The 23,930-nt window shown below is 49.2% G+C and carries 20 protein-coding genes; 12 read left to right on the top strand and 8 right to left on the bottom strand.

All coding sequences use genetic code 11. The annotated features are described in order from the left end of the window. Positions 1-124: 124 nt before the first annotated feature. From RDU59_06905 to RDU59_06950, 10 genes are all read left to right on the top strand, one after another. Positions 125-550 (top strand): ATP synthase F0 subunit B, encoded by a 426-nt coding sequence (locus RDU59_06905; protein ID MDQ7838203.1) that lies wholly within the window; start codon positions 125-127, stop codon positions 548-550. Further along, complete coding sequence (atpF, locus tag RDU59_06910; protein MDQ7838204.1) at positions 550-1,161, top strand: F0F1 ATP synthase subunit B; 612 nt, start codon at positions 550-552, stop codon at positions 1,159-1,161. Before RDU59_06905 ends, atpF begins: the two co-directional genes overlap by 1 nt. Further along, positions 1,158-1,709: an ATP synthase F1 subunit delta gene (gene atpH / locus RDU59_06915; GenBank protein MDQ7838205.1), complete on the top strand. Its 552-nt coding sequence runs from the start codon at positions 1,158-1,160 to the stop codon at positions 1,707-1,709. The genes atpF and atpH overlap by 4 nt, the downstream gene beginning before the upstream one ends. Beyond that, positions 1,709-3,229, top strand: coding sequence for a F0F1 ATP synthase subunit alpha (gene atpA / locus RDU59_06920; protein ID MDQ7838206.1), 1,521 nt, complete (start codon positions 1,709-1,711; stop codon positions 3,227-3,229). The genes atpH and atpA overlap by 1 nt, the downstream gene beginning before the upstream one ends. Before the next feature lie 49 nt (positions 3,230-3,278). After that, positions 3,279-4,157 (top strand): ATP synthase F1 subunit gamma, encoded by an 879-nt coding sequence (gene atpG, locus RDU59_06925; GenBank protein MDQ7838207.1) that lies wholly within the window; start codon positions 3,279-3,281, stop codon positions 4,155-4,157. A 34-nt stretch (positions 4,158-4,191) separates the two neighbouring features. After that, positions 4,192-5,622, top strand: coding sequence for a F0F1 ATP synthase subunit beta (gene atpD, locus RDU59_06930; protein MDQ7838208.1), 1,431 nt, complete (start codon positions 4,192-4,194; stop codon positions 5,620-5,622). Between the two features lie 52 nt (positions 5,623-5,674). Continuing rightward, on the top strand, positions 5,675-6,091 hold the full coding sequence (locus tag RDU59_06935) for a F0F1 ATP synthase subunit epsilon (GenBank protein MDQ7838209.1): 417 nt from the start codon (positions 5,675-5,677) through the stop codon (positions 6,089-6,091). 291 nt (positions 6,092-6,382) lie between these two features. Then, positions 6,383-7,168: an NTP transferase domain-containing protein gene (locus RDU59_06940; GenBank protein ID MDQ7838210.1), complete on the top strand. Its 786-nt coding sequence runs from the start codon at positions 6,383-6,385 to the stop codon at positions 7,166-7,168. A 275-nt stretch (positions 7,169-7,443) separates the two neighbouring features. Then, positions 7,444-9,645, top strand: a complete 2,202-nt coding sequence (gene rnr, locus RDU59_06945; protein ID MDQ7838211.1) for a ribonuclease R — start codon at positions 7,444-7,446, stop codon at positions 9,643-9,645. A gap of 28 nt (positions 9,646-9,673) precedes the next feature. Then, complete coding sequence (locus RDU59_06950) at positions 9,674-10,447, top strand: TrmJ/YjtD family RNA methyltransferase (GenBank protein MDQ7838212.1); 774 nt, start codon at positions 9,674-9,676, stop codon at positions 10,445-10,447. Between the two features lie 53 nt (positions 10,448-10,500). Here the strand turns inward: RDU59_06950 and RDU59_06955 are convergent, their stop codons facing one another. The 8 genes from RDU59_06955 to RDU59_06990 form a co-directional block, all read right to left on the bottom strand. Continuing rightward, on the bottom strand, positions 10,501-11,448 hold the full coding sequence (locus RDU59_06955) for a tetratricopeptide repeat protein (protein ID MDQ7838213.1): 948 nt from the start codon (positions 11,446-11,448) through the stop codon (positions 10,501-10,503). Further along, positions 11,449-12,366, bottom strand: coding sequence for an MlaD family protein (locus RDU59_06960; GenBank protein MDQ7838214.1), 918 nt, complete (start codon positions 12,364-12,366; stop codon positions 11,449-11,451). 146 nt (positions 12,367-12,512) lie between these two features. Next, the gene (locus tag RDU59_06965; GenBank protein ID MDQ7838215.1) at positions 12,513-13,202 is read right to left on the bottom strand and encodes an ATP-binding cassette domain-containing protein; all 690 of its coding nucleotides are present in this window, start codon (positions 13,200-13,202) and stop codon (positions 12,513-12,515) included. A gap of 7 nt (positions 13,203-13,209) precedes the next feature. Then, on the bottom strand, positions 13,210-14,034 hold the full coding sequence (locus RDU59_06970) for an ABC transporter permease (GenBank protein ID MDQ7838216.1): 825 nt from the start codon (positions 14,032-14,034) through the stop codon (positions 13,210-13,212). A 5-nt stretch (positions 14,035-14,039) separates the two neighbouring features. Next, positions 14,040-14,399, bottom strand: a complete 360-nt coding sequence (locus RDU59_06975) for a hypothetical protein (GenBank protein MDQ7838217.1) — start codon at positions 14,397-14,399, stop codon at positions 14,040-14,042. Between the two features lie 81 nt (positions 14,400-14,480). Beyond that, a complete protein-coding gene (locus RDU59_06980) occupies positions 14,481-16,880 on the bottom strand; it encodes an AAA family ATPase (protein ID MDQ7838218.1) in 2,400 nt (799 codons plus the stop codon). Positions 16,881-17,040: 160 nt separating this feature from the next. Next, the gene (locus RDU59_06985) at positions 17,041-17,595 is read right to left on the bottom strand and encodes an aldolase (protein ID MDQ7838219.1); all 555 of its coding nucleotides are present in this window, start codon (positions 17,593-17,595) and stop codon (positions 17,041-17,043) included. Positions 17,596-17,640: 45 nt separating this feature from the next. Next, positions 17,641-19,443 carry an aldehyde ferredoxin oxidoreductase family protein gene (locus RDU59_06990; GenBank protein MDQ7838220.1) on the bottom strand — a complete coding sequence of 601 codons (1,803 nt, stop codon included), beginning with the start codon at positions 19,441-19,443 and terminating at the stop codon, positions 17,641-17,643. 436 nt (positions 19,444-19,879) lie between these two features. Here RDU59_06990 and RDU59_06995 point away from each other — a divergent pair, with 436 nt between their 5' ends. Both RDU59_06995 and RDU59_07000 read left to right on the top strand, forming a co-directional pair. Continuing rightward, positions 19,880-21,757: a sigma-54 dependent transcriptional regulator gene (locus RDU59_06995; protein MDQ7838221.1), complete on the top strand. Its 1,878-nt coding sequence runs from the start codon at positions 19,880-19,882 to the stop codon at positions 21,755-21,757. Positions 21,758-21,836: 79 nt separating this feature from the next. Further along, entirely contained in the window at positions 21,837-23,930 is a 2,094-nt protein-coding gene (locus tag RDU59_07000; protein ID MDQ7838222.1) for an ATP-binding protein, read from the top strand.

A 23,930-nucleotide genomic window follows, 5' to 3' on the forward strand; every position in this document is an offset into this window, starting at 1 on the left:
AAAAAAACATTGACACGGGGTGTTAAATCATGTAAAAGCCTTTTTAATCTACTGAATTGCTATTCACTAATCATGATGATTCCTTTTTATAAGCTGAAACTTCCTTTAAGTGAGGGGTAATCGGATGCTGGATATAGATATTACCTTGTTGATACAGTTGGCTAATTTCCTGGCCCTGATGGTTATCCTGAATCTCATCCTTTATCGGCCCTTGCGTAAAATTATAGCAGAGAGAAAAGAGAAGGTGTCGGGCCTGGAGCGTGAGATAGAGGGGCTTATTAAGAACGCCAGCCAGAGGCTTGAAGACTTTAAGGTTAAAATGAGCGGGGCTCACGAGCGAGGGAACAAGGAAAAGGAAAACTTAAAAAATGAGGGCCTTGGCGAGGAGAAACAGATTATTTCCAAGACCCGTAGTGAGTCCGAGGCATCTAAGTCCCAGATGTTGTCGCAGATTAACCAGGACGCTAGTAAGGCGAAAGAGGAACTGAAAGGGCAGGTATCGGGGTTTGCTTCTGACATAGCGGTCAAGATTTTGGGGAGGAGTATTTGATGGCTGATCAGAGTAATAGTAAGCGGTTTTTTATAGTGATTGCCGCACAGTCTCTAACGATTATATCGGTTTTACTGTACTATACGACGGTATTTGCCTCAGGGCATGGTGAGGGGCATGGATACAGTAGTGAGCTATGGTGGGATCTTGTCTGGCGGACTATGAATTTTACAATTCTGGCTGCCGTGCTCTTCAAGGTACTTAAAAATCCTGTAAGCAATCTCCTTTCCGGCCGGCAAGCCTCGATTAAGGATAACTTTGATGAGCTGGATGCGAAAAAGGTTGAGGCGGAAAAGAAATATGCCGAGTATGAGAAGAAGCTCTCCACCATCGAACAGGAAGCAAAAAAGGTAGTTCAAGAATATATTGAGCAGGGTGAGGCCGAGAAAAAGCGGATCATCGAAGATGCTGAGAAGACTGCTGAATCAATAAAGAAACAGGCTCAATTTGCGGTGGAGCAAGAGATGAAGCGGGCTAAGCTGGTCTTAAGCGCTGAAGCAGCCGAGCTTTCAGTTAAGCTGGCTGAAGATATAATTAAGAAGAATCTTAATGAATCAGATCACAAGAAATTAATTGACGAATATATTGCGAAGGTGGTGCATACAAATTGATCAGCAAGATAGTTGCCAAAAGATACGCCAAGGCACTTTTTGTGGTTGGCAAAGAGGAGGATAAGCTGGAGGCTTATCAGCAGGAGTTAAATGGCTTTGCGCAAATCCTACAGGGATCTCCTGAATTAAGAGATGCCTTAACCAATCCGGTCTATCCTACTGATATTAAGGCCAGATTGATGGGTGATCTGGCCATAACTCTCAAACTCAGCCCTATCATGAGCAACTTCATGAAGCTTCTGGTGGAAAAAAGGCGTATACTTTCTGTTCCTGACATTGCCGTGCTACATCAGAAGTTAACCGATGAATTTATGGGGGTTAAAAGGGCGGTGGTTACGGCTGCTATCTCCCTGGCTGAGGATGTAAAACAGAGCGTCCAAAAGGCATTGGAAAAGGTTACCGGCAAAAAGGTAATCCTTAATACAGAAGAGGATCCCTCTATTATAGGGGGCCTGGTGGTGAGAGCGGGAGACATGGTTTGGGATGGGAGTGTAAGAACTCAATTGCGGGATATAAAAGAAATTTTAAAGAGGGGTGAGGTATCATAATGCAGATACGAGCCGAAGAAGTTAGTCAGATTATTAAGGGTCAGATTAAAGAGTATGAGAAAAAGATTGACCTCAAGGAGACAGGCATTGTCCTATCTGTAGGTGATGGTATTGCCCGTGTCCATGGGGTCGAGAATTGCCAGGCTATGGAGCTTCTGGAATTTCCGGGTGGCATCATGGGTGTTGCCCTTAATCTGGAAGAGGATAACGTGGGCTGTGCTATCATGGGAGACGTGGAGCACATCAAAGAGGGCGACGTCGTCAAGCGTACGGGCCGCATCGCCGAGGTGCCGGTGGGTGAGGCCGTTGTAGGACGTGTAGTCGATGGCCTTGGAAGTCCCTTGGATGGTAAAGGGCCAATTGAGGTCAAGGAGACGCGCCGGATAGAGATGATCGCCCCTGGTGTTATTGCCCGGCAGCCGGTTAAGGAGCCCATGTACACGGGGCTTAAGGCTATCGACGCTATGACCCCGGTGGGCCGGGGTCAGCGGGAGCTCATCATCGGCGACCGACAGATAGGCAAAACTGCCATTGGTGTAGATGCCATCATTAACCAAAAAGGCCTGGACGTCTTCTGTATCTATGTGGCCATCGGTCAAAAGAAGTCGACCGTGGCATTGGTTGCCGAGGCACTGCGGCGTCACGGGGCCATGGAGTATACGACGATCGTGGCCGCTTGTGCCAGTGATCCCGCGCCGTTGCAGTACGTGGCTGCATTTGCCGGTTGTACCATGGGTGAGTATTTCCGTGATACCGGGCGGCATGCTTTGATTATCTATGACGACCTTTCCAAGCAGGCTGTAGCCTATCGGCAGCTCTCACTGCTGCTAAGGCGGCCTCCAGGGCGCGAGGCGTATCCGGGTGATATCTTCTATAACCATTCCCGATTATTAGAGAGGGCCGCTAAGGTGAATGATGCACTGGGGGGTGGTTCATTGACGGCATTACCTATTATTGAGACCCAGGCCGGCGACGTCTCTGCCTATATCCCAACCAACGTTATTTCCATTACTGATGGTCAGATATATCTTGAACCCGCACTGTTTTTCGCAGGTGTCAGGCCGGCGATTAACGTTGGTCTGTCCGTCTCCCGCGTGGGTGGGGCGGCGCAGGTCAAGGCCATGAAACAGGTTGCTGGTACGCTTCGATTAGATCTGGCCCAGTATCGAGAGTTGGCGGCCTTCGCCGGGTTCGGTAGCGACCTTGACAAGTCCACGCAGGCGCAGCTCAATCGGGGTGCCCGCCTGGTAGAAATCCTCAAGCAGCCGCAGTACCAGCCCCTGCCTATGGAGAAAGAGATCACCATTCTTTTTGCCGGTGCAAGGGGATACCTGGATGAGCATCCTATAGATGCATTGAGGGCTTATGAGGACGGGCTCTACCCATTTATCGAAAGCAAACATCCTGATGTTTTTAAAGAATTAAGGGAAAAGAAGACCATAGACGATAGCCTGGAGGCAAAGATGAGGAAGGCCCTTGACGAGTATCGGGTCGCCTTCAAGGCCTCCAAGGGTTTGTAGGGGTAATAAATACTTTAACATCAATTTCATGAGATAAGAGTGGTTACCGATGGCTACGCTAAAAGACGTTTTACGGAAAATTGGGGCAGTAAAAAAGACCCAGCAGATTACCAAGGCCATGAACATGGTGGCGGCGGCCAAACTGCGCGGGGCACAGTCGAAAATGGAGAACTTCAGGCCCTATGCCAGCAAATTTGCTGAGGTCATAGGGAGTCTATCCGCGCACCTGAATGTTGAGGCCTCGCCTCTTTTGGAACAGCGCGAGGTAAAGAACATTGAACTCCTGCTGGTTACTGCAGACCGGGGGCTGTGTGGCAGTTTCAACGTAAATTTGAATAACGTAGCCGAAAAGTTCCTGCGGGCAAAAGGGGCGGAAGGGGTAGGGACCTCACTCGTTTGTCTCGGTCGAAAAGGTCGAGACTACTTCCGGCGTCGCGAGACGAACATAAGGGCCTCACATATTGACGTTATGGGCCGGTTTGACATGTCGAATGCCATAACAATTGCCCAGGATCTGGCAAGTAGATTTATTGGGGGTGAGTCTGATGAAGTGTACGTGGTCTCTGCGCATTTTATCAGTATGGCTATCCAAAGGCCGGTCACCAGGAAGCTCCTCCCCATAAGTCCGGAAGAACTTGGGGGGCCAGGAGAAACGACCGGCACTGCGCGGGAATATTTATATGAGCCCTCACCGGAACAGCTTATCAGCAGTCTTTTACCTACACATGTGAACGTACAGGTGTACAGCGCCATGCTGGAGACGTCAGCCAGCGAGCACGCCGCCCGGATGACAGCCATGGACAACGCTTCGCGCAACTGTAAGGATTTGATCCGGAGCTTGAGCCTGATGTATAACAAGGCGCGGCAGGCCGCCATTACGAGAGAATTGATGGACATTGTCGGCGGGGCCGAGGCGCTGAAGAAATAGAATAATATTGAATAATGAGGAGGAATAGACACCGATGAGTGCAGAGCATACAGGTGGTGCTACAGGAAAGATAGCCCAGGTCATTGGAAACGTACTGGATGTGGAATTTGAGCCGGGACAATTGCCGGCCATTATGAATGCGATCAGGATTACTAACGTGGCTATCAATGATCAGCCGGAAAATCTAGTTGTGGAGGTGGCACAGCACCTTGGGGATAATATGGTGCGGTGTATCTCGATGGACACAACAGATGGCCTGATGCGGGGGATGCCGGCGCGGGATACGGGAGCGCCGATTATGGTGCCGGTCGGCCCTAAGGCCCTGGGGCGTATTATGAACGTGATTGGTAATCCGGTAGATGGTCTGGGCCCGATTGACTCGGAGCACATGATGCCTATTCACCGGGCGGCGCCAACGTTCATCGAGCAGGATACCACGGTAAAGGTCCTCGAGACCGGGGTAAAAGTTATTGACCTGCTGGTGCCCTTTCCCCGTGGCGGTAAGATGGGGATGTTTGGTGGCGCTGGTGTTGGTAAGACGGTTGTTATGTTGGAGATGGTCCATAACATTGCTTTGCACCATGGTGGTATCTCGGTATTCTGCGGCGTGGGCGAGAGGACCCGTGAAGGGAACGACCTCTACTTGGAGATGAAAGAGTCGGGCGTTCTCCCCAAGGCGTGTCTGATCTACGGGCAGATGACTGAGCCTCCTGGGGCTCGGGCCCGGGTGGCCCTGACTGGGCTGGCGGCTGCCGAGTACTTCCGGGACATAGAAGGTCAGGACGTGCTTGTTTTCATCGATAATATCTTCCGGTTCACGCAGGCCGGGGCTGAGGTTTCGGCGCTGCTCGGGCGTATTCCGAGCGCAGTGGGTTACCAGCCTACATTGGGCACCGACCTCGGTGAATTGCAGGAACGTATTACCTCCACCACCAAGGGATCCATCACGGCTGTGCAGTGTGTTTACGTACCAGCAGACGACCTGACTGACCCGGCTCCGGCTACCACCTTTGCGCACCTTGATGGCACCGTGGTTTTGTCGAGGCCGATTGCGGAGCTCGGGATATATCCGGCGGTGGATCCTCTTGACTCAACGTCAAGAATCCTGGATCCTAATGTCGTGGGTGCGGATCACTACTACGTGGCGCGAACGGTTCAGGTAATACTTCAGAAATACAAGGATCTCCAGGATATCATCGCTATCCTGGGTATGGACGAGTTGTCGGATGAGGACAAGATCACCGTTGGTAGGGCTCGTAGGATTCAGAGATTCCTGTCGCAGCCGTTCCATGTGGCCGAGACGTTCACTGGCATGGCGGGTAAATTTGTGAAGGTGGAAGAGACAGTCCGAGGCTTCAAGGAGATCATCGAAGGCAAGCATGACGATCTGCCGGAGCAGGCATTCTATATGGTTGGCGGAATCGAAGAGGCCAGAGAAAAGGCGAAGAAGATGGCCGCTGCCTAAGTAATTGACAAATCATTTGGTTTAGCGATAGAAAGGTACGGAGCAAAAAAAGATGGCTGATAAGTTATTGCTTGAGGTAACTACACCAAGCCGGATGGTGGTCAGCGAAGAGGTGGATATGGTGGTAGCCCCAGGAGAATGGGGTGAGTTTGGGGTACTGCCAAACCACGCGGCGTATCTGACGGCTATTAAGTTAGGCGAGTTACGTTATAAGGTAGGCAATAAGACGGAATATGTGATTGTAAGCGGCGGATTCGCGGAGATAGTTGCTGATCGTGCCACTTTTCTCGTGACCTCTGCCGAGAAGGCGCATGAGGTTGATATAGCGCGGGCCATGAAGGCCAAAGAGAGAGCCGAGCAGAGATTGCAGGCGGCAGCCGCGAAGAGGGAAGCTTTTGATATAGCACGAGCACAGGCGGCCTTGCAGAGGGCTCTGTGGCGGCTAAAGATAGCTGAGAAGGTAAAATAACCATGGCCTAAGGAAAAAGGCTAAGATTAGGATTGAATGGAAAAAGGGCAAGCGAGGGCTTGCCCTTTTCTTTTGGAATCTCTATAATGAACGTCTGTTGTCACTGGTAAAAGCGATCAGCACTCAGCTTAAGGTACTATTTGTCTTGGATTTTTTGCTGATGGCTGACCGCTGAAAGCGTGAAGTTCGCCCCGGCGAATCGGCCTGTGGCACAACCGAAAACGGTAGTTTCCGGTTGTGCCCTAATCAATGACCGATGACTAATGACCAGTGATGTTGCCTATAAAATATATGGTTGCGAAAGGTTTAGCTTCTGTGCTTGTTAAGGAAGGGACGTCATTTAAGTTCATAATCCTTGCCGCAGGCAAAGGAACGCGCATGAAATCGTCCCGGGCCAAGGTGTTACACGAGATTATGGACCGGCCGATGTTGGCCTATGTATTGGACACGGCCGAACGGGTTGAGTCTTCAGGTATATATGTAATTGTCGGATATCAGAGCAAGGCCGTAGAGGCGGCTTTTGTTGGTCGGTCGATTAAGTTTATCTTACAGCACGAGCAATTAGGAACCGGGCATGCGGTGTTATGCGCAGCTAGTGAGCTTTCCGGTTATAGTGGAGACGTGGTTATTCTCTGTGGCGATGTGCCGTTTTTGAGGCCGGAGACAGTGAGGGGGCTTATACAACAACATATAGCCCGGGAAGCGGCATTATCTGTCCTGACGACGATTGTAGATGACCCCGGGCATTATGGCCGGGTGATCAAGGACGGCAAGGGTAATATCTTAAAGATCGCTGAAGATAAAGATGCTACGCCGGATGAGAAATTGATATGTGAAGTGAATACCGGAATATATTGCGCTAAATTTCCAGTGCTTATCGATGCCCTGAGAAGGGCAGGAAGAGATAATGTGCAGGGAGAATATTATTTAACCGACGCTGTGCACCTGATCAAAGAGATGGGCCACAGGGTTATCAGCGTTATTACGGATCGGCAGGATGAGGTTATGGGGATAAACAGCATGGCAGAGCTGGCCAGGGCGGAAGAGATGATGCGAAGAGGAAGTAACGCAACATAGCCGTCTTTTAAACAAATTCGTAACATTTTAGCTGGTTGAAACGTTGGATCACCTCAGCTTTCAAGAGCCTGAAATGCTACAGATTCTTAAATTTGGAACTCAGGAACTCATGAAAAAAAATGCTGTTCTATTCCTGATTTCTTGATTTCCAGATTCATTCATATAAGTGGTAACACTTTAGGTTTTACAACGCATCGCATTCACGACAGGCTTTCAAAAATCTAAATTGTTACACAACTTTGATTTTGGCCTCGGGAATATTAGAAGGTATCCATATGCCCAGAAGAATAACCAGAGAAACGAATCAAAAATCCGCCGGGGCGGGAGAAAAAACAATCCAGCGTGAGGATATACTGGCCGCCATGCGCAAATCAGGGCGGCCTCTTTTTATGCGTGATATTTTGCATATTTTAAGCCCTGCGCCACGGGACAAAAAGTTGGTAAAGGACATGATAATCCGGATGGGGGAAGCCGGTGATCTTATACTGCTTAAAGAGGGCCGCTATGGTCTCCCGGAACGTATGAACCTGGTTACGGGACGTCTGCAGATCAACCCGGGTGGTTTTGGCTTTGTGATCCCGGAAGCAAAAGATATAGAAGACGTATTTATACCGGGACGGGAGATAAAGGATGCCATCCACGGCGATCGGATTATAGTACGCCTGGAACATGGCCTGAGAGGCCGCCGGCCGGAGGGGAGAGTCATACGTATCCTGGAGAGGAAAGCCAAATATATCGTTGGGGCCTTCACCAGGGGACGGGGAGCCTCCTACGTAATACCTGAGGATGAACGATTTCCGTTTGAAGTTGTCATCTCTTCCCGGGAGACCGCCGGCGCCCGTTCGGATGAGGTGGTGGTAGCGGAGATAACGAATTTCCCTCCAGGAAGGCGAAACCCTGAAGGCCGGATAATAAAAGTGCTTGGCGACCCGGATGATATAGCCGTACAGACGCAGATGGTCATTTTCAAGCGCGGCCTTATTCAGGACTTCAGCCCTGAGGCAGAGGAGCAGGCGCGGCGTCTGCCTTCCGAGGTTACATCCAAAATGGTAAGGGGCCGGGAGGACCTGCGGGGTATCCTTACCGTGACCATTGATGGAGAGCAGGCCAAAGATTTTGACGATGCTGTATCTATAGAGAAGGATCGCCAGGGTTATAATCTCTATGTCTCCATTGCCGATATCAGCCATTATGTGCCGGCAGGAAGTCCTTTGGACGAAGATGCCTATAAGCGTGGCAACAGTGTCTATTTCCCTAATTTTGTCGTTCCCATGTTTCCGCCCATCCTTTCAGACTATTTAGGCAGCTTAAGGCCCCAGGTGGAGCGACTGGCCTTTACCGTCTTTCTGCATTTTGACCGCCAGGGGAAGATGAGGGAACGCCGTTTTTATAAGAGTGCCATCCGGAGTGACGCCCGTTTAACCTATACAGAGGTCAAAGGCATCCTGGTGGATAAGGACAGGAGCCTGCGCCAGAAATACAGGCCGCTGGTTAAATCATTGGAATGGATGGCTGAGTTGAGTCAGAAAATCGCCGGGAATAGACGACAGCGCGGCAGTATAGATTTTGATCTCCCTGAACCGGCCGTAATACTTGGCGTGCAAGGAACCTTAGAGGACATTGTGCGCCGGGAAAGAAACCTGGCCCACCAGATCATAGAGGAATTTATGATAGCGGCCAACGAGGCCGTGGCCGAGCATATCTCCGAGAGAGATATCCCTTGTCTCTATCGCATACACGAGGAGCCCGAGGCAGCAAAAGTTCACAATTTTCTCAATTTTGCCTATTCTCTGGGGTTGCCTATTACGTTTCCAGAAAAGATGACCCCGCACTGGTTTCAACAGGTGCTCGGTCTGGTGGAAGGCGCGCCGGGCGAATATGTGGTTAACACGCTACTCCTGCGTTCCATGAAACAGGCGGTTTATGCGGCTGAGAACCGCGGGCATTTTGGTTTAGCCTCAGCCCACTACACCCATTTTACCTCTCCCATTCGCCGCTATGCCGACTTGATTGTACACCGCATCTTACACTATGCGCTGGAAGGTAATCCCGGGCCGCTTTATACCTTAGAACAACTATCCGAGATAGGCCAGTATATTTCAACGCAGGAACGTCTGGCCATGGAGGCGGAACGCGAGATGGTGGATCGCCTGCGTACCCGGTTTATGGCGGATAAAGTCGGAGAGGAGTATGACGGCATCATCTCGGCGGTTACGGCCTTTGGATTTTTTGTAGAACTGCGGGAGATTTTTGTGGAGGGTGTGGTACGCCTCGTGGACCTGGCCGATGATTACTATTATTACGAAGAAAAACACCATCGTCTGGTGGGTAGAAGAAAAAAACAGATTTTCCAGATAGGGGACTTTGTCCGAGTCCAGGTAGCCAGAGTCGATATCTCACGCCGGCATATCAATCTTATTCTGGTTATGAAGTACACATCCAGGGGAATTTCTGACCTGAGGAAATCAAAAAAGTAGCGGCGCAGTTTCAAATTATAAAATCCAAATGACTAAAACCATTAAGGCTAATCTTGCCAACTTGGCCATTATTCTGCACAAGCCACGTTATCCGGAGAATATCGGGGCGGCAGCGCGCTGTGCCTTGAACATGGGCATCTCTAAGATAGTGGCGGTGAGCCCGGCCAATCCGGATAGAGAAAAAATGCTTAAGATGGCTACGCATGAAGCGGCGGGCCTGATTGAAAATATGGAGATATATGATAACCTGGCCGCGGCCCTGGCCCCTTTTCAATATATAGCCGGCACTACGGCCAGGCTAGGCAGGCATCGGCAGGCCCTAGAGACGCCGCGGGAACTGGCCGGTCGTATCGTGGACCTTTCTCAAAATAACCGCGTAGCCCTCCTTTTTGGCCCGGAGAATACGGGCCTGAGCAACGAGGATCTGAAATACTGTCATATTGTGACCACCATACCTACAGCCAATTTTGCTTCGCTTAACCTGGCCCAGGCCGTCATGATTGTATGTTACGAGATACTCATGGCCCGTATGGAAGCCACTTCTCGGGATCGTATTACACCGCATCTGGCGACTTCTGCAGAGCAGGAGGGGATGTATGCGGATCTGCAGGAGGCGCTGCTCACGATTGGTTTTCTTAAATCTGGGGAGCAGGAGTATGGTCTTAATCAAGTGCGGATATTTCTTTCCCGCGTCAAACTTCTCTCGCGGGAGACCCAACTCATCCGCGGCCTCTGCCGGCAGCTTAAATGGTTTAAAGGCAGCATTCAGCAGTCAGCTGTCAGCGATCAGCAAGGCAAGTAAAAATTTATTGTTTTCCTCAAAGCTGATAGCTGAAGGCTGAAAGCTTATAAATTCTATCTACAGGGCAGATCGAATTCAGGAGATGTCATCTCCTGAAATTTTGCTTCAAGGTCGGCTATAGGAGATTTGAGATTTCCGGCTTCATCGGCCCTTTTTAGTATTTCAAGCACAAGCGAGGCCTTTTCCTTGTGTCCGATATTATAACAGACGTTGAAGGCCCTCCAGGCGTATTCAGCGGCCTCAGACCACCTTTCCTGGTTTAGACTTGATTTGGCCAGCATCTCCAGATCGGCAGCGATGCCGGGATAATCGAGGGTTTCCTGGTCAAGTTCCAGGGCCTTTCCCCATAGGGTTTGGGCCTCCATATAATTTCCCTCAGACATGCGTATAAGGCCCAGATTATGGCAGGCTGAAGCCATACCGGATTTATTATCCCCGGCTTCATAGATGGCTATGGCTTTCGATACATAATCATTCGCCATGGGAAGAAGACCTTTTTGCCAATATAGGTGTCCCATAAGATTGAGAACAAAGGCCTGCTGGAGTTTATCCTTACCGCGCGTTGCCGCCTGATACGCCTCTTCCAGATGTCTTTCGGCCTGGTCTGGATTTTTTGCCTTCAGGTCAACCGCAGCCAGATTACTGAGACTGAGAGATAGTCCTGCTTCGTTATCCAGATTACGCTGAATGCGGGCGGCCAGGGTAAAAAAATCTCTGGCCTCATTGAGCTTGCCGGTATTCAGGGCCAGCATGCCGATATTGTTATAGTCATAAGCCATGCCGGGAAGGTTGTCTGTGGACTGGTTAATTCGCAAGGAATCTTCAAATAAGGACAAGGCCCGGCTATAACAGCCTTTTTTAAACCAGTGTATCCCCTCATTAGCATAATCCAATGCCTTTTCTTTTTCTAATTCTATAGGCTTCGGCGGCGCGCCTGCACAACTTGAGATGCCGGGTAACATTAGCAGGATGCAGGCTATTACCAGGAGATAATGGCGCATTTATCTTACCCCCCTTGTATCCGGCTGAATAATTCCCTTTTCTTTTTGGGGGATGCCGCCTTTAATGAGCGGACTACGTTTGGCTGACTCCAGTATCTGGTCCAGTTTCTGCAAATTCTCACGCGCTCCCTGGGCAATGGCCGGCGCATCACGGCTGGCGGTCTTTATATCCTGCAGGATTTTTCTCAGCTCTTGCATGGCTTCCGGCAGGACCCGGGCGGCCTGCTCTACGCCTTGCGATGTCTTCTCGGCGTTAGCCAATATAACCTCCAGGTGGGCCATTTGCCGGTCCAGTCTCTCATAAAGGTCATTTTTTACCAGTATATTCCCCAGCCCCTGTCCCCTTTTTATGTCATTGGTTATGGCCCGCAGGTCCCATAGTGTACCCAATAGCGGGCCTTCCGGGTCTTTAAGCTGATCCATAGTCTCCTCGAGACTGTATAGTATCCGGGTAAGGGCATTAAATTTTTCTTCCAGGTGAAACTCTTCAGCATAATCACCGAGAGATTTCCTCCTCTTGGAGGGGATGGTTCCCTCTTCAGGTATAAGAGGTGACTCCGGCGAACCGGCGGATATGGATATATATTCGCTGCCAATGAAGGTGGGACTGGCTACGACCGCTACCGAGTCCCGCCTGATCAATTTTGAGTGTTCCTTCAGGATTTTGATGGTGACTCCTACCTTGTTTTGCGGGGTAATCTCCAGCGAAGTCACATACCCTACATCAGTATTAAATAGCTTGACGGTGGCCCCTTCCTTGAGGTTATAGCCCTCATTAAAGACAATATGATATACGCCATAATCCCTGAACCAGGCCTTACCGCGGCTGATGACGATTATGCTTCCGGTTACTACGATGATGGTAAGGATGAGCAAGGCGCCCACCATCTTTTCCATTGTGCTAAACTTCATTTCCATGATCGGATGCTGCCCTTCCCTTTTTTCAGGATTGTAATAGTTCACCGCAAAGACGCAGAGGGCGCAAAGTTTTAAAATTCATCTTTTTCTTTTAGCACCGTGGGCCTTTCTTGGCGTTCTTTGCGTCTTTGCGGTGAAGTCGACGCTTACTCAGGATTTAACTCCACAATTCTTCCCTCTTCCAGGGTATATGAGCGACTAATGAGTGCGGACAGGGAGGCGAATGAGGCAGCGCTTGTGGAGGCGACCAGCAGGGAGCTGCCCATCTCCCGCAGGCATTTTCCTACATAGGATATAAGCAGGGCCTGTCCTTCTGTAGAAAGAGTATTAATTATTCTGTCCAGTAGTATCAGGATAGGTTTCTTGGACAACTCCCGGGCGCATACTGCCCGTTTAAATATCTCCGCATTAACCTCTGTGGGATGCAGGTCTTTATAATCATTGACCTGGAAATAGGTTAAGAGCCTTTCTCCTTCTTCCCAGACATCCTGCAGTGATTTGTTTTCGTGGTAGGCCCAGCCCAGAGATACGTTTTGCAATAAGGTAAGATTGCTTATTAAGGCCGTATCCTCGGCTACGTAGGCAATCTTTCGGCGCAGGGGAAGAAGGTCTATTTCCCTGTCAAAAGGCACGGGTGTTCCCTCCAGGTAAATTTCTCCCTGCGTTGGTTCCAGCAAGGTGGCGCATATCTGGAGCAACTCAGCGCCGGACAGGCCGGTTGGGTCACAGAGACCTATCCCTTCGCCATATGGTACGGCCAGGTTAACTTCCTGTAATATGGTTTTCCCATTTTCTTTGTACCATATATTATTTATCTGAAGGCGAATTGCGGCCATCTTCCAATCACAGGTAAAAAAAAGTGGATATGAGGACGTTCAGGACAAAACAATACACCAGACACTGTACGGCGGCCCGGGCGGTGACCTGGGGCACTTCTGTGATAGCCTTTTTAGCCAGACCGCCCTGGTAAGCAAAGACCAGAGATATAATGAGGCCGAAGAAAAGGGCCTTAACAAAGCCTATAATGACATCAAACCCTGTAATGGCCCGATAAAATGAAGGAAGTAAGACAGAAAATGGCGTTCCTGTGAATATCCAGGCGAATAAGTATCCCCCGGTAATAGCTACGGCGTCAAACCAGATAAAAAGGCAGATGATGGCCAGTATTACTCCCAACGCACGGGGCAGAACCACAAGGTGCAGAGGGTCTATCCCCAGCATACGGAGCGCGCGCATTTCTTTAAGGACATGCATGTAACCTATCTCTACCGACATGGACATCCCGGAGCGAAGTATGACGACCAGCATGGTCATCAGCGGCCCAATTTCCCGTATAACTACGGCTACGAGTAATGTGCCCAGGAACTCTTCACTACCGACCCTGGTCAGTTGACCCAGAGATTGAACGATAACCAAAAAACCGAAAACAAGGGCCACGAGGCTTATGATACCTAGAGACTGAACCCCTGTAAAATATATTTGTTGTATGGTAGTCTGTCTGATAAGACGTTGTCCTATCTTACGTTCCTTGAAGAAAATATAGATGAGGCGGGTGAGAAGGCCCATAACATTGCTTAAATTCCGGATTCTTTCTACTATACTGCGGCCGAGGCAGCCAAGGAGCCACCCAGGAGATAGTCCGGATGTGTTGCCTTGATACCCTCCCATTCTCTTTATGCCCTGATGCCTTTTTCTGACAGCATTTTTTCCGCAAATCCCAGGATAAAATCCCTTTGTGCCTTACTGGCATATTGGATGCAGTCGCAGCGAAGAGTCTGTTTGCTGCGTATGAGAAACTCGAATTTTACGCAATCCTCGCAAACCTCAATAGAGAAACAAAACGGCTTGCAATTTTCGTGAGTGTATTGTGTCTCAACCAGCAGGTCATCCGGGAGGTCAACCCAGAACAGACCCTCTACAGAGGACAGCTGGGCATGTTCCCGGAGGTATCCCGCAATCTGTTCGATTTGTCCTTTATCCAGTTCATCAATCAGATATTGCCGCACTGATGTCCCTTTCTTGGCTGTCAGCATTCTTAATTTCAAATTTGAGATCTGAAATTTGAGGTCTCTTTTTTAGCTGACAGCTGATTGCTGAGAGCCGATAGCCGCTCATTATTTTTCTTCCTTCATGAAGGCCTTTACATGTTCGGCCATTTTCTTTAGATTTTGATCCACCCGGCAGAAGACAGTTTCCTCGTTATAGGTCCCGTCTTCTTTCCGCTTGCCGGCTTCGATGCCGGTAAGGATCTCGATGCCTTCTTCCACTGTGGAAATGGGATAGATATAGAATTTGCCCTCCCGGACTGCCTCCACCACGTCTTTGCGTAGCATCAAATCTTTTACATTTCGTTCCGGAATAATTACCCCCTGTTCGCCGGTCAGGCCCAGGGCTTTGCACACTTCATAAAAACCTTCGACTTTTCGTGTAACTCCGCCGACGGGCAGAATTTCCCCTTTTTGGCTTACCGCTCCGGTGACGGCTATTCCTTGATAGATCGGAACATCCGCCAGGCTGGACAGCAAGGCAAAGAGTTCTGCCCCGGATGCAGAATCGCCCTCGACCATGCCATAGCTTTGCTCAAAACATAGCGTGGCGGATAAAGTCAATGGTTTGTCATGGGCAAATTTTTCTTTCAGGTATCCACCGAGGATCATAACTCCTTTGGTATGGATACGCCCGCTCAGCTCGGCTTCGCGGTCAATGGTTACGACACCTTCCTTACCGATGGAGACATTAGCGGTAATACGGGTCGGCCTTCCGAACGTATAATCGCCAAGGTCATATACTGAAAGTCCGTTTACTTGTCCGCTTATACGGCCGTCAGTCTGGATCTTTATGGTTCCTTTGGCTATGGCTTCTTGTATTTTTTCTTCATAGAGATTGGAGCGAAATCTCTTCTCAGCGATGGCTTTTTCGACGTGGTCGGCCGTGATATAATCTTTTTTATCCTCAGTGGCCCAGAAGTGGGCTTCCTTGACTATGTCATAGATCTCTGCAAGCTCCAGGGTCAGCTTGTTCTTGTCGCCGGACAGTTCCGAGCTGTATTCGACGAGGCGGGCCACGCCGGTTTTATGCAAGGGCCTGAGATTTTGTTTATAAACCATGGTCTTTAAGCAGCTTATAAACTGCTCCAGCTTGGCTGGTTGATTGTCCATTTCCACGTCAAGATGGGCCTTGACCTTAAACAGTTCTCGGAAGGTCTCGTCATAATTGTAGAGTAGGTAGTAGATATATGGATCACCGATGAGGATGGTTTTTACCCGCAGCGGGACAGGTTCCGGCTTGAGGGTTTTGGTTGTGATGTAACCAAATTGTTCGGCGAGACCCTCGATGCGTATTTCCTTATTTTTTATAGTCCTTTTCAGCGCCTCATAGGAAAAAAACCACTTCAAAAGATCCAGCACCTTGATAATTAAATACCCGCCATTGGCCTGGTGCAGGGCGCCGGGCTTGATCATGGTGAAGTCGGTGAAAAGGGCGCCGAATTGGGCCTTGTATTCTATGGTCCCGAAGAGGTTCGGATAGTTGGGATTGGTGCAATAGACCACCGGGGCCCCCTTAAGTTTCGAATTATCTATGAGCACATTGACCTCATAGCGCGTAAATGACGGGGCGGGAGAAGCTATCGGGAACGGCCCGGCAGGCGCGGCCTTTTGTTTAAAGTCATCTATATGCTTAATCACGTCATCCTGTACATCCTGCAGGTAGGTGACTACGGCCGGATGCGATCTGTATTTTTCTTTGAGGTCATCGATAAAATGGCCTACGGCCTGGAGGGTTACGTCTCTATCTAACCCCTTTAACTCGGCGCGAAATTCCTTTTCCATCTGTTGTATCTTGTGAGCGGCAATGTTCATCTCTTTTTGCAGGGCCTCGCTTTTAGCCCGGAGCCCGGCCCTCTGCCCGTCAGAAAGGGCCTTGATATCCTCCTGCGCGAGGGGTGTCCCATCTTCTTTGGCCGGGATGACCATCATACCGCCTTGATCTACATTCAGGGCAAACCCTTCCTGCCTGGCTCGTTCTTCCAGTTCTTCAAAGATTTTTGCCCGGCGGGCGTTAAATCCCTTAACAATCTCTTCTTTGCGCGTCAGATAGTATTCACTTCCAAAGACCTCAGAAATCTGCATCTTGAGATTTTCGATGAGTTCTTCCATGTCCTTCTGAAATTCTTTGCCCTCGCCTACCGGAAGTTCTATAGCTATCGGCTTGTCCGGTTCCTTGAAATTATGCACATAACAACAATCGGGAGGCACATCCTGTTTGTCGGCTATATCTTCCAGAAAGGATTTGACGATGTAGCTCATGCCCGTATTCGGAGCGCCGGCCATATAAACATTATATTCCAGGTCTGACATCTTAATGCCGAACTTCAGGGCATTAACCGCGCGTTCCTGGCCTATAACGCCATTTTTCAGGGTAAGCACTTCGTCTGTGGTGGTAAACCCAAGGGTCTCCGGATCACAGGTCCTTCTCAACTCAGAGATAGATGCTTCTTTGAATTTTTTCGCCATAAGCCGTTCCGTTGTGAGAGAATTAGTCTGTCAGGATGCTTTACTCTACATGAAAAACGATATGGTTGGCAAGCGAAAACGTTTGATATTGACGGATAGCGTATAGGGGATAGCGGGTAGCGTATAGCGGATAGAGAATGGAGGGAGGGCGGTCTTTTGACTACCACTTTTTGTTCCACAGGTCCGTAAAATACTTGACCTGGCAGCTATGCTCTACAGACGAAAGAACCACAAATGCCTCATCGACCGTGTTTCCCCGGGCAAAGACGCCGTGTCCTCTGACCAGAACGGCTTTGTGATCGCACAGGGCCGCGGCTGCACTTTGGGCCAGACCTCTGGACCCTACGCCTCCCTGAACAATAGGTATTTCGTGGAGTAGATAAACGCTTTCTGAATCCTCGGGGCGCAGCTCGGTTCCGGCCGGATATAAGAGAGACAGGACTACAGCGAATTCAGAGTGGCCATGTAAGACAGCTAGAGCGGAAGTTTCTTTATAGATTTCTCTATGCACAACTAGTTCTGTTGAGGCTATCATATCCAGTGAAGATGGCCCGGAAAGGAAAACCTCCACAATCTGGCCTTCCAGTTCGTCAAGCATGCTCCCGGTCGTGCTTATCAGTATCCGGTCCCCGATACGCTTACTGACGTTACCGAAATGCGAATGTGCCAGCCTTTGGGCGACCATTTTCTTTCCGTATTTGATTAACTCTTCCATGTCCAGGACAATCCTTACGGCCTCAAAAAGTCCGTCTGTGCGCGGCTACAAGTTCATCAATCCTAAGTCCTTGAGCTTATGGTCTCCGGGCACACCTTCGTCGGTCCATCCTCTATGCCGGTAGTATTCTGTTAAGGCTTTATCATAATGAATTCGGTCGATATTTTCCACCGAGGCGTTCTCTAGGCCCGTCTTTTCATAAAAGCGATTCGGCAGGAAATCGTCATTTTTTGTAAATCCTTCCCGGATATTATAGAGTCTTTCCAGGTTCCAGATCCGTTCGCCGATCTTATTAAGATCGTCTGCCGCGAAAGTTTCGCCGGTTACGGCAGTCAGTATATTGGCATATTCTTCTTGTCCGGCCCCTAAGTAAGCAAACTTACACACTACCAGGGAATCTACAGCAGCAAAAGTGTCTTGAAATATGGCCAAGTAAGAAGGCTTGCCTGTGAAGGTGCGTGGCTCAATAGCTTTGGGCTTACGCAGCGCTTCCGGGGCAACCATATAGGCTCCCAGGTGACATCCGCCCCGGTTCGATGTCCCGTAGGCCAGCGCCAGGCCGTAGGCTTTACGTGGGTCATAAGCCGGGAGTTCTAGCCCTTTAACGGTCATCGAAGCCTCTTTTCGGTTTTGGGCTCGGGCATAATGCAGTGAACCTTCACCCATGGCCGCCCCTGACCCTCTGACCTCGCCTATGTCCTTGACAAGATCGCAGATCTCAGCCGGTTTAAGTTTCACGCCCCTTATCTCCGCATAGCAGGCCAAGGTAGAGCCAACGCTGATGGTGTCCAACCCGTAGTCATTGCAGATTTGGTTAACTTCGATAATAGATGGCAGGGCGCTGTTTTCATTATTGGGGCCGAACATACCTATGGTTTCATATTCCGGCAAAGGGATATGGGCTTGCATCTCCTTTTTACAGGCCACGGGACAGGCAAGGCAGGCCCTGCTCTTTGGTTTGTATAATTTTTTCAGGGCTTCCGCCGCTAATACATCGGCCTCTGGAAATGACGATTTTCTGAAATTGGCTACGGGCAGGAGCCCGGCCCAATTAATTACTTTGATAAGACTGGGTGTGCCAAGAAGGGAGAGGTTTTTCAAAACCGGGCTGGCCGCAATGATTTTGTTCAGGTTTTCCTGGCGATTTTTAAATTCTTTTGGCCGGGCTATTTTTACACTCCCGGTACCGTTGATGGCGATAGCTTTAAGCCCTTTCGCGCCCATTACGGCGCCCAGTCCACCTCGGCCAAAGGCGTGGGATCGGTTGTGCATTATAGAGGCCAGACGGTTTTTTTTCTCTCCGGCTATGCCGATACAGAGGACTGCTTTGTACCCCTTCAGGTGGTCAAAGACTTGTCCGGTATTTTTCCCCCACAGTTCCCACGCATTTTTCAGGACAGGCCGGTCGCCTCCAATTTCGAGGAGAAGTGGTTCTGGAGAGGCGCCATCTATGATTATTGCGTCATAGCCCGTTTTTTTTACGTGCACGCCAAATGTACCACCAACGTTACTGTAACAGATGGCGCCCGTTAATGGTGATTTGGATACAGCCGTGGCCCGGCCGGAGGCCAGCGCCCCGGTGCCGGTGAGGGGACCAGTAGCAAAAACCAGGAGATTGTCCGGGGATAAAGGTTCGACCTGACCACGGTCATAGACCCATTTTACGCCCAGACCGCGTCCGCCCAGATAGAGTTCCCTTTCCTGCGAATCGAGGCGTTCCTCATCTATAGTCCTGTGAGTCAGATTGACCCTCAATATTTTACCTGTCCAGCCAAACATAGGTGTACGATAGCTACTATATTGCGCAAGGGAAGTCAAATCCAAAAAGTCCGGATGAGCTTTCAGCATTCAGCTCTCAGCGTTCAGCTTAATATGTTGTTTATCTTAGATTTTTGCTGACGGCTGAAAGCTGATCGCTGTAAGCGTGAATCCGGAAACAGTAGTTTCCGGATGAGCATTATTTAAAGAAAATGTGACACAGGAGGGCAAAATTTTTTACGATATATTGTCCTTGACACAGAAGTTATCGCGGCCATACAATATTTACGCTAAATTTTCTTAAATATTCTGATGAGGTATGCTATAAGAGCAGTATATGGGTGACGGTCGTTTCAGGTGTTTGTTCCGTGGTGTCAGCCTCTTTACATATTTGGATAGTATTTATCCGAAAATCCCCCTGTATCCCCCTTTTCCAAAGGGGGATTTCAATATTTCCCCCCTTTAGCAAAGGGGGGTGTGGGGGGATTTGGCAGTTTCCGGGTGGGAACTAGATAAAGGGATCACGATGCGGAAGCTTTTATTAATCGATGACGAAGAAGGCGTAAGAAACATTTTAGGACTTTCTTTAAGGAACGACGGGTATAATGTTTTGTTGGCCGGAGATGGTCGGAAGGGCCTGGAGCTGTTGAAGGGCGAGCAGCCGGATATAGTCCTGACCGATATAAAAATGCCCGGTATGGATGGCCTCGAAGTTTTAAAGAAGGTTAAAGAAATCAGACCGGAAACAGAGGTTATAATTATTACCGGACATGGAGATATGAGCCTGGCCGTCAAGTCTCTCCAATTGGACGCCTCTGACTTTATAACCAAGCCGGTCAGTGACGAGGCGCTTTCCATTGCCCTGGTCCGGGCTGAAAACAGACTGGAAGTGAGGGCCAGACTCCGGGAATATACCAATAACATGGAGAATCTGGTCAGGGAAAAGACCGGGGAGCTTGAGAAGACTTACAAAGGTATAGAGGCATTCTATAACATCTATCAACATATCAGCGACAAGACCTCTTTAAAAGAGGTTCTTGATTTTATAATTGGTAAGGTAGGCGAGTTCATTAATTATCAGCACGTACAACCCTTGATCTTTAACGGACGGAAGGATGGTTTTGTTGTTATTGAAGGCTATAAGCCGGCAGGATCTGAAATGGAAACTGCCGGGGTAATGGAACTGGCCTCTATAGTCGAGCCGATAACGCTCAAAGATACCCAGTTTGATAGCCTGTGCGTTAAAGGATTGGATAGTCTGCCCGGGGTGCTCATCCCCATCGCGAAGCATGGCGATGTCATCGGCGGCATTGTGATTTATAGTCGTGAGGCTATTTCAGAGAAAGATGTCAGGTTCGTATATCTTATGGTTTCACAGGCAGCGGGGACGGTCCGCCGGATTGTTTTACAGGACGAAAAGCTGCGGGACTTGCATAACAAGATCGCAAGGTTTTCAAGATACGGCGAGCTTATCGGCAAGGACCATAAGATGCAGCAGATTTATGACCTTATCGGGGACGTGGCGCCCACTAACGTGACTGTTCTCATTCAGGGAGAAAGTGGCACCGGCAAGGAATTGGTAGCCAGGGCTATTCACATGAACAGCCTGCGCAAAGATAAACACTTTGTAGCGGTTAACTGTTCTTCTTATCCCCTTACCCTGCTGGAAAGTGAGCTTTTTGGCCATGAAAGGGGCGCTTTTACCGGCGCCGTGCGCCGGAGGCTGGGATGTTTTGAGCGGGCCCATGGCGGTACGATTTTTCTGGATGAAATAGGAGAGATCCCGCCGGTCTTTCAGGTCAAACTTTTACGGGTCCTTGAGACCCAGGAATTTCAGAGGCTAGGGGGCGAGGAGGCCATTAAGGTGGATATAAGGATTGTTGTGGCTACTAACAAGGAACTGCGGAAGGAGGTAGAGAAGGGTGCATTCAGAGAAGACCTCTATTATCGCCTCAATATCATCCCCATAAGTTTGCCCCCTTTGCGCACTAGAAAGAATGATATTCCCCTCTTGGCCGGGCACTTCCTGGCCAAGTTGAATGCCGGCCAGGGGGAAAAGGTTATGGGTATTACACCGGAGGCCATGCGGATATTGATGGACTATCATTGGCCGGGCAATGTCCGGGAACTGGAAAACACCATCGAACACGCCTTTATATTGACCAAAGGAGAGTTTATCACGGAAGAAAGCCTCCCGGCTTACTTGCGGTTTGGCCTTGATAAAGGGAAAGATGCAAGTTCCTTTGAAGAAAATGAACTGAGATTTCTTACCAGGATGTTGGAGCAATACCAGTGGAATAAATTCCAGGTGGCTAAGAAGTTAAATATCAGCCGTAGCACCCTTTATGCCAAGCTCAAAAAATACCATATAGAATGTTCCGGATTTACAGTTAACAAAAGTTAATGTAGATTGAATAAAAGGCACGAGCGGTCCTTGCCCATCATGGCCCGCCTGTTTTCCAACTGAAAGGCCATCGGTTTATATGTCCTTCTGGGCAATGTTAAGGAACAGACTTATACCGGAAAGCTTAAAGGCCAAGACAATACTTGGCGTCGGGATAATTTTGCTTACAGTCATGGGCGCTTTCAACTATCTTGCCATAGTTACCCAGGTTAAACGTCTTACGGATGAGAATAGAAAGATGGCCCTGGAGATAAGTAACACCGTCATAAAGGGGATAGAGTATCCCATGCTTGAGGGCGATATGGATAAAGTCCAGGCCATATTGGAGAGGCTGGGTACCCTGGAAGATTTGAAGGTGGTTCATCTCTGTGATGAAAACGGCATTATCAGGCATAACGGGACAGCCCGTTATGATGTCGGGAGGAAGGCCATTTCTCAGGTTACCTTCGAGGCCCTGCGCATCGGCAAGCTGGCACACGGATTGGAAAAACACCATTTTGATTCTGCTAGTGTAGAGATATTACGTTATGCCATCCCTATTCATAATGAAAAGGCGTGCTATAAGTGCCATGGGTCTGAAAAGCCTATCCTGGGGGTGCTATCCGTCGGATTTAGCCGGGACCCGATTCGCAAGATGCTGGCCTCTGTGCGTGGCCAGAATCTATTCTTGGCCGTAGTCTCGCTGTCGGTGGTTGTTTTTTTCCTGACCTTGTGGCTCAATAGATACATTGTCCGGCCGCTTGCCCGGTTGACCGGGTTAGCTGATGAGATCAGCCGGGGCAAATATGTCCCTGGAAGTGGAAAATTCCCGAGGCGGGCCGTTCACTGCTGGGAATTATTGGATTGCAATAAAAAGGATTGTCCCGCATATGAACGGAACAGCATACCCTGCTGGTATGTGCCTGATACACTGTGTTTTGGCGAGCCGTCGGGAAAATTTCCTGAAAAGATACAACAGTGCGCAGAATGTCCTGTTTATAAGCGTCATAAAGGAGATGAAATAGTAAAGCTTCAAGACGCCTTTCGACACATGCTCCATAAGTTGAGCGCTTATGAGAAAGAACTTCGGGTATCTGAGGAAAAATACAGACTTTTGTTTAATGCCAATCCTGACCCGATTTTTATTATAGACAGGGATAAGTTCCGGATACTGGACGTTAACGAGAGGACTTTAGAGCGTTATGGTTACTCAAGGGAAGAATTATTAGAGATGTCTTTTGACAGTCTGGGCCATAAACCAACAGGAGAGGTTATATCTGGGTTCAAAGAGCTATCGCCCGGGGAATGCGGATTCTTTACGAAGAAAAGGCACACGCATAAAGATGGGCGCCCATTTTATGTGAATATTACCGTTTGTCCGGCAAGATACATGGGGATGGACGCATTAATTGTAGCGACGACCGATATTACGGAGAGTGTAGAAAAAGAGGCCCAGCTTATTCAGGCCGGCAAGATGACTACTATTGGTACCATGGCCTCCGGCATTGCCCATGAATTGAATCAGCCGTTAAACGTACTCAAGATCGGGAGTGATTTCCTTTTGAAAATGATTAGACGGCGTGAAAAGATTGATATCGAAGAGTTGAAGATTGTGGCCGAGGAAATTAGCGGTCATGTGGACCGGGCGTCCGGGATTATTAATCATTTGCGGGAGTTTTCCAGGGCATCTACCCCGGTGCGGTCGTTAATGGATATTAATAAACCGATTCAGGACGTGTTTAAGGTATTGGGTCAGCAACTAAGACTGCATCAAGTAGAGATTAAGCTTGACCTGGCCAAGGACTTACCTCCAATAATGGCCGACCATAACAGATTGGAACAGGTTTTCATCAACATGGTGACTAATGCGCTGGATGCTATAGATGAGAAGGTTGAAAAGATGGGGACAGAGGCCGGGGGAATGTCTATAACTATAAAGTCATTCCTGGAAGACGGGCGGGTTGTAGTTGTGGTATCCGATACTGGAATAGGGATTCCGGATCATATTAAGGACAAGATATTTGAGCCGTTTTTTACCACTAAAGAGGTGGGCAGGGGCACGGGACTGGGCATGTCCATTAGTTATGGAATTGTCCGTGATTACGGGGGAACCATAGATTTAAAGAGTGAAGCAGGTCTCGGCACAACTTTTGAGTTGAGATTCCCTGTCCATAGTAAGACATCGGAGAATTAA

It is taken from the genome of Thermodesulfobacteriota bacterium (assembly GCA_031082315.1).
GTDB lineage: Bacteria > Desulfobacterota > QYQD01 > QYQD01 > QYQD01 > QYQD01.